The organism is Streptomyces sp. NBC_00057 (assembly GCF_045041165.1).
GTDB lineage: Bacteria > Actinomycetota > Actinomycetes > Streptomycetales > Streptomycetaceae > Streptomyces.
In genome coordinates this window covers 8,783,835-8,796,157 of the sequence record NZ_CP108256.1, presented here as the reverse complement: position 1 = coordinate 8,796,157, position 12,323 = coordinate 8,783,835, and the positions used below count along the sequence as shown (strand labels likewise).

The 12,323-nt window shown below is 66.9% G+C and carries 14 protein-coding genes and 5 pseudogenes; 12 read left to right on the top strand and 7 right to left on the bottom strand.

Annotated features, from left to right (window positions below; all coding sequences use genetic code 11):
- Positions 1 to 151: 151 nt before the first annotated feature.
- The 3 genes and pseudogenes from OG953_RS41495 to OG953_RS41485 all read left to right on the top strand — a co-directional run.
- Positions 152 to 310: pseudogene (locus OG953_RS41495) on the top strand (IS5/IS1182 family transposase); the annotation flags it as partial.
- Between the two features lie 111 nt (positions 311 to 421).
- On the top strand, positions 422 to 988 hold the full coding sequence (locus OG953_RS41490) for a hypothetical protein (protein ID WP_405691125.1): 567 nt from the start codon (positions 422 to 424) through the stop codon (positions 986 to 988).
- Positions 985 to 1,272 carry a hypothetical protein gene (locus OG953_RS41485; RefSeq protein WP_405691123.1) on the top strand — a complete coding sequence of 96 codons (288 nt, stop codon included), beginning with the start codon at positions 985 to 987 and terminating at the stop codon, positions 1,270 to 1,272. The genes OG953_RS41490 and OG953_RS41485 overlap by 4 nt, the downstream gene beginning before the upstream one ends.
- A 42-nt stretch (positions 1,273 to 1,314) precedes the next feature.
- Here OG953_RS41485 and OG953_RS41480 read toward each other — a convergent pair whose 3' ends face one another.
- Positions 1,315 to 2,127, bottom strand: a complete 813-nt coding sequence (locus OG953_RS41480; protein WP_405691121.1) for a DUF1963 domain-containing protein — start codon at positions 2,125 to 2,127, stop codon at positions 1,315 to 1,317.
- Between the two features lie 210 nt (positions 2,128 to 2,337).
- Here OG953_RS41480 and OG953_RS41475 point away from each other — a divergent pair, with 210 nt between their 5' ends.
- From OG953_RS41475 to OG953_RS41460, 4 genes and pseudogenes are all read left to right on the top strand, one after another.
- The gene (locus tag OG953_RS41475; protein ID WP_405691119.1) at positions 2,338 to 2,508 is read left to right on the top strand and encodes a transposase; all 171 of its coding nucleotides are present in this window, start codon (positions 2,338 to 2,340) and stop codon (positions 2,506 to 2,508) included.
- A 9-nt stretch (positions 2,509 to 2,517) separates the two neighbouring features.
- Positions 2,518 to 2,973, top strand: a pseudogene (locus OG953_RS41470) (IS3 family transposase); the annotation flags it as partial.
- A 79-nt stretch (positions 2,974 to 3,052) separates the two neighbouring features.
- Positions 3,053 to 4,401, top strand: a pseudogene (locus OG953_RS41465) (IS30 family transposase).
- Positions 4,402 to 4,444: 43 nt separating this feature from the next.
- Entirely contained in the window at positions 4,445 to 4,762 is a 318-nt protein-coding gene (locus OG953_RS41460; protein WP_405691117.1) for an IS3 family transposase, read from the top strand.
- A 28-nt stretch (positions 4,763 to 4,790) separates the two neighbouring features.
- Here OG953_RS41460 and OG953_RS41455 read toward each other — a convergent pair whose 3' ends face one another.
- Together OG953_RS41455 and OG953_RS41450 are read right to left on the bottom strand one after the other, a co-directional pair.
- Positions 4,791 to 5,513, bottom strand: a complete 723-nt coding sequence (locus OG953_RS41455; RefSeq protein WP_405691116.1) for a transposase domain-containing protein — start codon at positions 5,511 to 5,513, stop codon at positions 4,791 to 4,793.
- A gap of 79 nt (positions 5,514 to 5,592) precedes the next feature.
- Positions 5,593 to 5,754: pseudogene (locus tag OG953_RS41450) on the bottom strand (transposase); the annotation flags it as partial.
- 374 nt (positions 5,755 to 6,128) lie between these two features.
- Here OG953_RS41450 and OG953_RS41445 point away from each other — a divergent pair.
- A complete protein-coding gene (locus OG953_RS41445) occupies positions 6,129 to 6,623 on the top strand; it encodes a DUF4265 domain-containing protein (protein WP_405692391.1) in 495 nt (164 codons plus the stop codon).
- Between the two features lie 459 nt (positions 6,624 to 7,082).
- Here OG953_RS41445 and OG953_RS41440 read toward each other — a convergent pair whose 3' ends face one another.
- Together OG953_RS41440 and OG953_RS41435 are read right to left on the bottom strand one after the other, a co-directional pair.
- Complete coding sequence (locus OG953_RS41440) at positions 7,083 to 7,310, bottom strand: hypothetical protein (protein WP_405691114.1); 228 nt, start codon at positions 7,308 to 7,310, stop codon at positions 7,083 to 7,085.
- A 36-nt stretch (positions 7,311 to 7,346) separates the two neighbouring features.
- Entirely contained in the window at positions 7,347 to 7,565 is a 219-nt protein-coding gene (locus tag OG953_RS41435) for a hypothetical protein (protein WP_405691113.1), read from the bottom strand.
- Between the two features lie 92 nt (positions 7,566 to 7,657).
- On the opposite strand from OG953_RS41435, the gene OG953_RS41430 reads away from it, so the two are divergent.
- The 4 genes and pseudogenes from OG953_RS41430 to OG953_RS41415 all read left to right on the top strand — a co-directional run bounded on the left by OG953_RS41430 (position 7,658) and on the right by OG953_RS41415 (position 10,265).
- The gene (locus tag OG953_RS41430; protein WP_405691111.1) at positions 7,658 to 8,242 is read left to right on the top strand and encodes a hypothetical protein; all 585 of its coding nucleotides are present in this window, start codon (positions 7,658 to 7,660) and stop codon (positions 8,240 to 8,242) included.
- Positions 8,243 to 8,400: 158 nt separating this feature from the next.
- Positions 8,401 to 9,010, top strand: a pseudogene (locus OG953_RS41425) (amidase family protein); the annotation flags it as partial.
- A gap of 290 nt (positions 9,011 to 9,300) precedes the next feature.
- Positions 9,301 to 9,783 (top strand): hypothetical protein, encoded by a 483-nt coding sequence (locus OG953_RS41420; RefSeq protein ID WP_405691109.1) that lies wholly within the window; start codon positions 9,301 to 9,303, stop codon positions 9,781 to 9,783.
- Positions 9,780 to 10,265 carry a hypothetical protein gene (locus tag OG953_RS41415; protein WP_405691107.1) on the top strand — a complete coding sequence of 162 codons (486 nt, stop codon included), beginning with the start codon at positions 9,780 to 9,782 and terminating at the stop codon, positions 10,263 to 10,265. Before OG953_RS41420 ends, OG953_RS41415 begins: the two co-directional genes overlap by 4 nt.
- A gap of 149 nt (positions 10,266 to 10,414) precedes the next feature.
- Here the strand turns inward: OG953_RS41415 and OG953_RS41410 are convergent, their stop codons facing one another.
- Together OG953_RS41410 and OG953_RS41405 are read right to left on the bottom strand one after the other, a co-directional pair.
- On the bottom strand, positions 10,415 to 10,711 hold the full coding sequence (locus tag OG953_RS41410) for a hypothetical protein (RefSeq protein WP_405691105.1): 297 nt from the start codon (positions 10,709 to 10,711) through the stop codon (positions 10,415 to 10,417).
- Between the two features lie 472 nt (positions 10,712 to 11,183).
- Positions 11,184 to 12,251, bottom strand: a complete 1,068-nt coding sequence (locus OG953_RS41405; protein ID WP_405691103.1) for a TetR family transcriptional regulator — start codon at positions 12,249 to 12,251, stop codon at positions 11,184 to 11,186.
- Positions 12,252 to 12,323 lie beyond the last annotated feature (72 nt).

Genomic DNA, 12,323 nt, shown 5'->3' with positions numbered 1-12,323 from the left:
CGCGCCGAGTTGAATGGTCTGAGCGCGATGACTCACTGAGCGTTTTCGGAGTGGTCACCGATGGGGTGACGGCGGCAAGGGCGCAACGCACGAAGCACCCTGCCGTTGAGGGAGGTATTCGAAGCCTCAACTCATCAGCGCGGGTAACTCGTTGGCCTCTTATCCTGCCGCACTCGACCTGCCTCATGCGCTGGTCGAGTGGGTCACCATGCTCATCATCACCCGCGAGGGTGACCACCGCTGCAGGCTCCCGCCGCACCAACGCGCGCTCGTCGCTCTGGTGTACCTGCGCAAGCACGACACCCTGGCCCCGCCCGTCGAATACGAAGCCGTCCACTACCCCGGGCCTTCCCCGGGCCTGGCTCGTTGACCAGCACAGACGGCACCGTGAACGGGTGCCGGTGAGAGCAGGGAGAGGGAGATGACGGTGGCGGTCGCCCCGGAGGCCCGGGCCGCGCAGCGGCGGATCGTCAGCACGATCAACGCGTCCGGAAGGCTGAACGCCGACGGGCTGGCCCTGTGGCGGGAGGTCAACTGCGGCGAGTGGAAGGCCACCGCGGCCGACATCAGTCGGGACCTGGACCTGCTCCAGGTCCCGCACACCATCGTGACGGCCTTCCGCTTCCCGCTCGCCTCCTCCTCCTCCTACAGCAAGGCGATGCGCAAGGGCGAAGTCGCCAGCATCCCCGAGGAGGCCCCGCACTGGGACTTCACGGTGTTCCAGCCCCGGGCCGATGGCATGGTCATCGCCAAGCTGGCGCTGTCGGCGGAGTGGCCCGCCTGGTCGAAGAAGCAGGCCCGCGCCGCCCGGCTGGTTTGCGCGGAGTGCGACTACGACCTGCGCGAGTTCAAGGACGAGACCGGGATGCCGTTCGACGTTCGCCTGCCCGAGCGGCCCAAGGCGCGGCGGCTGATGTGCGGGCAGTGCTGCAACGACGGCGTGGGCGAGATGGAGCGCCTGGCCGCGCTCGCCGGAGAGCCGTCGTGAGCACCGTCGAGCCGGGGACGGACAGGCTGCTGGTCGCGGAACTGGTGGGGTTGCTCAACGACGCCGAGCACTACGACGGCCCCGGCTCCACCCCCGACAGCCGTCTGGCCTACCTCGACCGCCGGGCCTCATTGCTGTACCGGCTCGTCGACGCCCTCGGTGACGAGTCCTCCCGCTACCTTGCCCAGGACGCCGAGGACCGCGCCGAAGACGTACGGGCCAGGGCCGATGCCTTGGCGCGGGAGTGCGGCGACCCACCTCCCGCACCGCGCCAGTTGCAGTGATGCCGATACCACGAGCGGGTGGGGGCTGCCGAGGCGGAAAGATCATGCGACTTCGTAGGACCGGCGGACGTTACGGAGGTCCCCGGCCTGCAGGTCCTCATCACGGATCCAGAAGGAGACATTGACGATCTCGCCCCAGGCGGTCCCGGCCTCCGCCTCCAACTGCAGCAGCGGCCGATGCCCCTTCGGCTGCGGGGTGTCACTGCTGTCGCACCAGCCAAGCAAGCGGTGTCGCGGAACCGGCAAGAGGGTGGATAGGGCCTGGTCCAGGTTGATCAAGGCAATGACGTCTCCTCCGACTGCCTGATCCGCCTCCGCAGCTGTCCAGCCCGGAAATGAGGGCAACGCACTGGCCTCCAGCGGCAGGGCCGGCAGTGCGGGGCCCTTGCCGTCCTGGGCACGCCCGTTAGACCGAGCCGCGACATGCATGACACGGCAACCATCATCACCAAGATCGAAGTGCGACTCGGCAGCGAAGTCATCGTCATGGAAGAAGAGCAGGTAGCCGTGGCCGGGAAGCGTCCAGTCCTTGCCGAGCAGACGCGCCGCCTGGCTGCAGTCCACCTGAGCAAGCAGCACCATCGGCTGCCCTCCATAGTGGGGCCATTTGAACGGCTCAGTGGTTCGCGGCAGGCCCCCGATCTTGCTGCCCGCCCCTGCGGAGTCGGTTCGCACGGCAAACCCCACTGACGGCCTGACCAGGGAAAGGAACCGCTCGGCGGCATCCGTGCCCAACTCGGTACGGATGATCTCCTCGATCGCTGGTCGGTTGCCGGAATCGTGGCCTACAAAATCCATAGCAGCGAGTCTGTCACCACGCTCTGACGTGGTCTCCTTGGGCCGAAACCAGGCCACCGGAGCACCCACCTGCTCTGTGGCGGAAGGCCAGCATTGCGGGACTGTGGGCTGTGGAAGCCACAGCCTCGGAGCCTCGCCAGTGCACTGGCTGCTGAGCCCCGCGACGACACGGCCACTCATTGGGATGAGCGAACAAGGATCGCTTCGTAAGGACACGTCGGCGTGGTCGTCTGCAGGGCCATGAACCGATCGACAAGGGAGGCTCGGGTGCCCGAGCTCTGGGCGGGGACGGATGCCAGCAAGGCCGCGCACCACTGCACGGTGATCGACACGGACGGGACAAAGGTGCTCTCGCGCCGAGTACCCAACAACGAGGCTGAACTGCTGGAGCTGATAGGCGACGTCCTGGCACTGGCTGAGGACGACCCGGTGACCTGAGCGGTCGACCTGAACGCGGGTGGAGCCGCCCTGATCCGGCAGGTCCACGCCGAATCCGGCAGGACCTATGGCTCACCCCGCGTGCACGCCGTCCTCCAGCGTGAAGGCGTCCACGTCGGCCGCAAACGCGTTGAACGGCTCATGCGCCAGGCCGGCCTGGCCGGGATCAGTCCCCGGCGGGGCAAGGGCTTCACCCGACGTGACCCGGACGCGGAGCTGGCCCCCGACCTGGTGCAACGCGACTTCACCGCGAACGTGCCGAACCGGCTGTGGGTCACCGACCTGACCTTGATCGCGACCGAGGAGGGCCCGCTGTGGCTGTCCGCGATCCGCGACGCGTTCTCCCGCCGGGTGGTGGCCTGGGAAACCTCCACCCGCGCGGACGCCGACCTGGTCCTGACCACGCTGGAGTATGCCCTGGCCAGCCGCGAAGTCGCCCTCGGTGAGCTCATTCACCACGCCGACCACGGCTGTCAGGGCGGATTCAACCGGTCGTTGCAACACCTCGTCCTCGGAGGTGTTGATGGGCAGGCCAGCAGGGTGGATGGCAGCGTTGACCGGGCGTTCGCCGATGAAGTCACCAGGTGCGCCGGCGCTACGGCGGGAAGCGGAACGTCAGTTCTGGCGGGAGATCGCGAAGGGACTGCTCCCGGAGGAGGCGGCAGCTTCGGTCGGCGTATCCCAAGCGGCGGGGGAAGATGGTTCCGCCACGGTGGCGGCATGCCACCAATGGATCTTGCTCCGCAGTCCGGCCGGTACCTGTCCTTTCACGAGCGGGAAGAGATCGCGATCCTGAAAGCGCAGGGCATCGGGGTCCGGGAGACCGCGCGACGTCTTGGCCGTGATCCTTCGACGGTGTCCCGGGAACTGAGGCGCAACGCCGCGACTCGTGGCGGCTGGCTGGACTACAGGGCTTCGGTCGCCCAGTGGAAGGCCGATCTGGTGGCCCGGCGCCCGAAAACCGCGAAACTGGCGGCCAACGACCGGTTGCGCGACTACGTACAGGAAAGGCTTTCCGGCCAGGTCAGCCGCCCCGACGGGACGATGATGGGGCCAGAGGGGCCGCGGTGGAAGGGAAGGAACAAGCCGCACCGCGGCGACCGCCGGTGGGTCATGGCGTGGAGTCCGGAGCAGATCGCGAACCGGCTGAAGGTCGACTTTCCCGATGATGAGTCCATGCGTATCAGCCACGAGGCGATCTATCAGGCCCTGTTCATCGAAGGCCGGGGAACGCTCAAGCGCGAGCTCGTCGCCTGCCTGCGCACCGGCAGGGCCCTGCGGGTGCCCCGAGCTCGGTCCAAGCGGACGTCGTGGGCCCACGTCACGCCCGAGGTGTTGATCAGTGAACGGTCGGCCGAAGCCGACGACCGGGCCGTTCCGGGACACTGGGAGGGCGATCTTCTGATCGGACTGGAGAGGTCGGCGATCGGCACGCTGGTCGAGCGCACCACCCGGTTCACGGTGCTCGTCCACCTTCCCCGCGAGGACGGCTACGGCACGGTTCCCCGCACCAAGAACGGGCCGCCGCTGGCCGGCTACGGAGCGGTGACGATGAAGAACGCGCTGGCAGCAACGGTCGGCACCCTGCCCGGGCAACTATGGCGGTCGCTGACCTGGGACCGCGGCAAGGAGCTGTCGGCACACGCCCAGTTCACGATCGAGACCGGCATCCCGGTCTACTTCGCCGACCCGCACAGCCCCTGGCAGCGCGGCACCAACGAGAACACGAACGGCCTGTTGCGCCAATACTTCCCGAAGGGAACTGACCTTTCTCGATGGGCGGCTGAGGATATCGAGGCGGTCGCTGCCACGCTCAACAGCCGGCCCCGGAAGAGCCTCGGTTGGAAGACGCCCGCCGAGGCCCTCAACGACCATCTACTATCGATGAAATAAGCCGGTGTTGCATCCACTGGTTGAACCTGGTCAATACACATCCGTGAGGCTCACAACACGCCTGCTCAGGGCAGGTATCCAGGCGTCCATGGGCTCGGTCGGCGACTCGTTCGACAACGCCCTGGCGGAGAACCTGTGGATGGTCATCAAGACCGAGTGCATCCGCGGCCGCGTCTTCGCCACCAGAGCCGAAGCGAACCTCGCGCTCTTCGAGTACATCGACGGCTTCTACAACCCCCGCCGCATCCAGAAACGACTCGGCTACCTCAGCCCCATCGAGTACGAGGAGAAGCACTACGCCAACCAGGCAACGACCGAACAAGTGAACCTGAAACCACGTCAAACCGCCCTGACCAGCTAGTCAGCCACCCCCACACAGCGGGGGAACCTCAGACCTCCGTGGGCTTCGCGGCGACGAAGGTGCGGGCTCTGATCAGCAAGTGTGCTCCGGCCTGCGTGTAGGCCTTCCACAGTGCGACGCCGGGGAAGGCCCGGTCCATGATCACCAGCATGCCGGCGGCACTGCCGGCCATCTCTGTCGCCAGGGCGGGCTCGCCACCACCGCCCTTGAAACTGCCTATCCGCGCGTCGATCGTCGCGTGCGTACCGGTCTCGGTCAACGTCACCACTCTGGCCTGCGGGAACCCGATGGGCCGACCGGCACTGTCCACCTGCCCACCAAAAGCAGCACGTGTCATATCGTTTTCCGGCACATCCAGCAAGAACCCGTCGACGGCGGCAATTCTCATCCCGCGCCAGAACGCCGTCTCGAGTGGGGGCGGAGCGATCGCCCCCGCCACGCGGCGGAACACTCCTTCCAACGGTGCGGCCCCAAGGTGCTGCCGGGCCCTGGTGAACGACGACTTGTTCGGGACCGACTGGTCCATCTCGGCCAGGGCCCCGACCAGGTTCTCCGCGACATCGTCGTAGGAGTCCTGCTGGAACAGCGCCAGAGCAAGCACGAAGTAGACCATGAACCGGCTCGATAGGGGACGGGGCTTGGCGTTTCCCCGACCACACGCGGTCAGCACCTCGTCCACCAGCTCAGGAGCGATCCACTCGGTGAGCAACCCGAGCCGGACCTCATCAGATAACCCGATCCATGGATGCATCTCTGGTCAACGAATCAGCACCCCGGCGGTCACCGTGCCGGGGAGAGGGACTACGTGCACCTATCAAGCAACGGCATTGGCCGGTGTCCACAACGTAGCGGATCGCGTCCACGATCTCCCGGCGCGGGTGTTTCTCCGGCCGTCCTCCGCGGGGAGTCTCGCAGGCCGGAGTCGGCAGCAGGGGTTCGATCAGCGCCCATTCGGCGTCGGTGGTGTCCGAGGGATAGCGGCGGTGGCGCATGAAGCACCCCGCGCATCGGTGCGGTCAGGCGGTCGGCAGCGCTTCACCCGCCACTGCCTGGAACGACACCGCGTCCGGCCGGGCACCCCGCCTCAACGGGTCATCGCAACCCTCGCAGCCCCTCTCTCCGGCCTGCCCGGAGCCTGCCACCACCACCCCGCCCCAGGCCGCCCAACCCTGATCAAACCGGTTAGAAACAACTACTCAGCACGCGGGGAGGTGGACGTGGAGGTGCTCGATTTCGACGTCGCGGCCCCGTTCGCGCAGTGCTCGGGCAAGTAGTTCTGCAAGTCCGCTGGCCCTTTCCGGACTGGGCAGACGTACCGGTGTTCGATACGGAAGCTGGGTGCGCGATCATTTAGACCGTGACCTCTATGACTCCGTCCAAGCCCGTCGCTGCCGAGAGCGAACGGATCAAGGTGTGGTACCGGTTTGTGCAGCGTGACGGCTGGCTTCCCTATGACACTGAGGGGCTGTGGGCCACGCGGCTGAGCAGTGACACCGCCCGCGTAGAGAATGCTCCCTTCTTGCAGGACGGGGTGGCCGAGGGTGAAATCGTGCGGTTCGTGACGGACGCCGACGGCCTCCACTGGGCGAAGGAGCGAGTGGAGGCGTCGGGAAACTGCACCATCCGGGTCCTGCCCTTTCCCTCCGGTCCGTTGGGGCGAAGCGCTCTTGCTGTGCACGAGCGACTGTCCACATTTGGCCTGGGCGGTGAGGTCTTCAGCGAGGAGCTTCCCTTGGTCGCCTTCACCGTGCCGGCCGACGCAGACCTTGGTCGGATCAAGGCGTTGCTCGTCCGCGGCCAAGAGGACGGGTGGTGGCACTACGAGCTTGGCTGTGTCACCGACGCGTGGCGTGACGCGTAGAGGATGCTTGGTCGGTGAAGACGGGCATGCCGAGGTCGACCAATTGGTGTCGGCCGGGGCCCGATTGAGGCTGTTGAGCTTGGCGGTGGCGGCGTCGAAACTGACCTGGAGTCCTTCGACTTCACCGAGCCAGCCGTTGCCACGGGCTTCGCGGATGCGTTCGCGAAGGTTCTGGATGATCTCGATTAGGCGTGGCCGTTGGCGGGGATCGATCTGGAGGACAGGGCAGCGGATGCAGGCTTATCCGAACTAGCCCAGCTCGGCGCTGAGTTCGCCTGCGAGCGGTTCGCCACGGAAAGTAGTCGTGCCGAAGTGGGGCGAACGGGCTCTCTCGGGCGTGTCGTATGTTGCGCGATCTTGAACATGTGCATGAAGGTGCAGGCGGGCCCAATATTGACGAGGCGGCCCCGCCGGCCGCCAGGCCGCCGGGGTCGTCGTGAACACTGGTCGGCTTCACGCTCACGGTGTCGCGGGGCACTCATGCTGATGGGGCGGGGGTCCCACGACGTTGAGGATCGGGTGTTCTCCGTCCGGGATTTCGAAGACGAAGGTGACGCCGGAGGGCGTGGCCTCGATGGCGCACTGGTTGCCGAAGGTGAGGGGTGTGTATGGCTGCCAGGCGCAACCGACGCGGTCGAGAGAAGCGATCACATCGGCGTACTTGGGTTGGCCGGGGAACCTCTCCACGCCGACCAGGCCGGCAGGGAGGCCAATGACATCACGTCAGGTCTGGAGACAGATCAGAGTGATCTTCTGGCAGCGGCAGACACTGAGTTCAAGGTCGCCGTAAGCGAACAGGCGCAGCCATGACCGCCGCTTTCCGACGACCACTTCCCAGGGCTCACCGAGCGCCGCGGTGACCTGGTCCCAAGCCGCGCCGTTCTCAACCGGCCCAAGGTTTCCCGATCGGGCGAGTTCCGCAAGAACGTCGAGTAGCTCCATGTGGCGGAGCCTGTCATCTGCGGCGATGGGCTGTCCAACGGCTTCGGGCAGGCCTGTGACAAGGCACCTGGGGCCAGGCGACAATCCAGCACATGGATGACGCGTTCGCACTCCTTCGGCAGGCCGTCGACCTCCTGCCCGAGGATGCTGTGGCAGAGAACGGCCAGACGGTCGGAGATGTTCGTAAGGACATCGAGCTTCAGGAATGGGAGATGGTGCTCGACGTGCTCATCGAGATCGCGGATGTCCATCCGGTGTCCATCACCTTCTGGGAGATACTCGCCGAGGCCGCTCGGCAGATGATGCTGGACCGCAGCTGTCGTTGGTGCGAGTGGCGGGCCTGGGAAGTCAAGCACGGCACCATCCGCGTGACCCTGACTCTGCTGGGAGCCGACGAGGGCGGACGCCAGAGCGCCTTCGCAGGGGACGGTCGTCTCAGGCCTCTGTGGGACATCGGCAACCGCACCGCAGACGGACAACAAGATCTGAACATCGCGCGGCTCTGGGTGGAGTTCGCATCGCAGCTCGGCCCTGGGGAGACAGCCGACGGGCGTCTGGCTCCCCTGCAGCCCGAGCAGTGGCAGCATCTGAAGCCTGGTGACGTAATCACCATGCACGAGGCCCAACCTGCCGCTGGCATCGCCGAGGTCATCGAGGTCCTCCCGCCTCGCGTCTGAGGACACTGGGCCAGGCAGGTGCGAGGCATGCGGTCGGACGGCCGTCAGCCACTGTCAGCGCTCGCGGTGAGTCGGCCGGCGTCCCGGCGGAAGTCGGGCATGCCCAGGTGGACGGTGGACGGCTGGGCTGCACGCTCGCGCATGGCCTCCAGCTTCTGAGCGGCGTAAACCGGGTGGCCGACGCGCTTGTCGACGGCGGCGCCCGCGTCGAACGGCACAGTCCGCTGCTGCCCGATCTGACCGAAGCCGCGATGCTCTACACGCAGTTGCTGTTTTCGAGCTCCATTGCACGTTTCCCCGTCGATGCGTACGAACAGCTGCGGACCCGCGCCGCCGGACTGAGCGCAGACGACCAGAGTCTCGATGCGGCGCGGCTGCGCGGCATGGTGTTCAGCCACCGCGACTGGATCGAGGCGAACAAGCCGTCGCGAGCTCCACCGCCACGGCTGGCGGCAGCTCTTCGCCGAGTTCGACGCCGTGGTGTGTCCAATCACGCCCACTCCCGCGTTCCCGCACGACCACAACCCCGATCCGAGGGAACGCCGGATCGACATCGACGGCGTCGAGTACCCGTACTTCGACCAGCTCGTCTGGGCCGGTCTGGCCACCATTCCCGGCCTACCCGCCACCGCCATACCAGCGGGCCGGTCCCCCGAGGGTCTGCCGGTGGGAGTGCAGCTCATCGGTCCGATGTTCGAGGACCGCACCCCGCTGCGGCTGGCCGAACTGCTCGAGCAGAAGATCGGCGGCTTCCAGGCACCGAACTAGGGCGTACTACCGGGTGTCCGTCGAGGACGAGGTGCGGACCACGACGAGATCCTCCGAATGCGCGCAGTCGCTGCCCGGAACGCGAATGTCACCCGTCTCCCGCAACACGAACCCAACCGCACACGGCGACTGCGGAGACAAGCCGCACACTGGCCTGGCACATCGCCCACCAGCCCTTCGGAGTCGTCGCGGGCACCCGCCAGTACAAGCATGCTGCCTACGCCATCTTCGAGGGTTACGCGGGAACCTCCGCCTCTGGCTTCGCCGACGAGGTCACCGCCGATCAGGCGGTGGCCAAGCTCGACTACGTTGAGGACCTCTACCACGACTGGAACGACGGCGGGCGATCCGCCGGCGGTGCTGCCCAGCGAATTGAGGCCGAGTTCGACCACGTCCGAGCCGAACTCGGGGACCTTCCCGGCGTCGTCTCCAGCCCCACACGCCTGCGCTCCATGCTCCAGCACCTCACCTGCACTCTGTATCCCGGCATTCTCAATGACTGCTTCCACCAGGCCGAGACCGCCGTCTGCGGCAAGAAGGCAACGGCGCATCGCCGACTGCTGCCCATGCTCGACATGTGCCTGCGGTGCCCCAACTCTCGGAGATCAGCCATACATCCACCCCGGCTGGCACGAGCACGCGCCCAGGTTTACCGGGATTTCCCCGACCACGACACCCTGCCGCCGCTGCAGCAGATCGCCATCAGCGAGCATCTGGCGACCCTGACCCGCCTGATTGCCGAGATCCACGACGAGAGCAACGGCTTCGCATGACCACTGGCTCCAGCACCACCGAGACCGTCTTCGCCCGTCTCGTACAGGAGCACCCGAACCTGAGCGAGATCCACCGGCGGGTCATGCGTGCGTTCGAAGAACTTACGCATGGGCGCCCCCAAACCACCGACGGCAGTCTGACCGTTGTCAACATCGCGGCAGAAGCTGGGGTGGGCCGAGCCTCCTGCTACCGCTCCCCGGTAGCCGCTGCGATCAAGGAGATCCTTGCTGCCCCCGACAGCCGACGGCCCGAGGTGGACGAACTCAAGGCCGAGATCACACGCCTACGCAAGGCCGAGCAAGCCTTGCGCGGGCAAAAGGCGGCCGAGATCCGCGAACTTCAGGAGACGGTCGCCGCCTACGCCAACCAGATCCAGGTTCTCGCTCTTCGGGTCGCTGAACCAGAAGACGACAATGACCGGCTGAAGGCATCACTCCGACAGCCCAGAGGCACAGTGGCGGTCCTCCCCATGCCTCGCTGATCATCGTGGCCAGCGCAGCGCACCCGGAGCGCGCTCACGGTCGAGCTTTCCGGACTATGACGTACGCGTCGCGATACCGGTGGTAGAACGAGGCCCGTTCGCCAACCTCCCCGCCCGGTCGTGCGGTCAGGCGTTCGGGGTCGCAGTGGTCAGCGCAACTGGGCTCCCACCTCCGTGCCGGCCTGCCGGATCTGGTCAGCGCTCAGTCGCCGAAGCTCCGCAATGAGGACGGCCATGTCGGGCCCGGCCCCGTGCTGTCGCGGGACACGGTCGCCCAGCTGGGCATTGGTCTCGCCGACCGGACCGGCCATCGCAACTAGGTCGCCGACGGGGATGCCCAACACAACCGCGAAGTCGGCCAGCAGGTCGCGCGTCAGCTCCACCGTGCCGCGCCCGACTCCACCGATCGTGGACGGGCTCACGTACAGGCCCGACAGCAGGTACATGACCCTGGCGGAGCCGTCCAATACAAGTTCCGGTTGGCGAGCATCTGGAGGAGTGCGGCGCCGAAGCTCGGCGGGTACTGCTCATACAGTCGTAGAGCTCGAACTGGAACAGTGCGGTCCTCCTGCGGCAACGACCTGACGGAACGAAGCAAGTCGTGCCTGCGCCCCGAAGACAGTGAAACCGCATGTTCCACGAGTTGGGGGACCAATCGACCGGCTGTGGCATCCAGCGGTGCGAGTTCCTCCGGCACCGGTGTTCCGGCAACGACGAAGACGTCCGCGACATGAAATCCGAGCACGGGCGCGAGCCGCCGCAGCAGCGCCGGATCCGGAGGCGTGCCCCTCAGGACGGCGCGAACTCGGACTCCTCGGCCTCGGCCCGCCGAGCGAGTAGGCCGAGGTCGAGCTTCCTGTGATCCGTCAGCCGCCGCAAAAGCACGCCGAAGCCTGGACGTCTCATCATCACGGCAGCCTACGCACCTGCGGCCTGCTGCACGAGGTCGATCCCGGCCCGCCGGGCATGCAGTTCGGATCGGACGAGCTCGAGGAGACGGCCCGTCCAGTTGCGGCCTCGACCGGCGTTGTCGCCCCAGAAGGCCGAGTCCGCGTCGTCGTAGATCACGGTGGCGTCGTCCGTTTCCAGAAGGATCTCGGCCAAGTCGGGGTGCTGGTCGTACTTGGCACGCAGCAGGCTGGTCATGACGGCAGTACGGGCGTGCTCCCAGCCCTCGCGGCGCGGGGCTTCCGCCGCGAGCGTCCGACCCGCATACGCCGTGTCCGCCTTCAGAATCGTGTCCCGAACCTCGCGCTCAGCAACCGACAGCGCCCAGTAGGCATGAGCGACAGATGGATAGACGACCTCTCCGACGACGATTGGAGCAGGGTAATCGTTGCGCAGGCCCTGCGTGCCCGGAGCTGCCACTCGCTCTCTCGGGTACGAGTGGTACAGCTTCACCGCCGGGGCGTGCGAAGTCACCGGTCCATCCGCTGGAACCCGAGAGGGTCGTTCGACGATCCGCCGAGCCCGGTCCTCGAAGTATGCGACAGCCTCGTCGTATACCTCCTGTGTAACAGGCTCATCCGGCCAGATCTGTGTCCTACTGCCTGGCCCTGCCACCAGTACCTGGAGGGGCCCGTCCTTCCGGTCCATGTCGCCAAGTGCATAGCGGCGCTGCGATGTTGGGATGGCCAGGAACGCGGCGCGGGCCGCAGCCCGGTTCTCCTCTGTCCGGTCGGCAAGGAAGGAGTCGACAGCCGCGAGGCAGCGGCCCGGGTCGCCGCCGAGGACGTCTTCCACCGCCAGCGCGTTGGCGCACTGGAACTGCATCACCGCCGCGAACAGGCCCTTCTTCGAGCCGAAGTGGTACGCGATCAGCGCCGGGTCGACCCCGGCGGCCCCGGCCACCGCGCGCACGGTGGTGCCCCGGTAGCCGCGCTCCAGGAACAGCGCGCGGGCCGCGGAGACGATGAACTCGCGGGTCGGCGGGTTTCCCCGGGGGCGGCCTCGGGTGCGGGCGGGGGCAGGGGCGGCGTTATTCATCAGCGTTGAGCCTGCGTTTGGTGGTCGGCACAGTCAAGGGCGTTCCGCGAACCACACGAAGGGATGACCCGA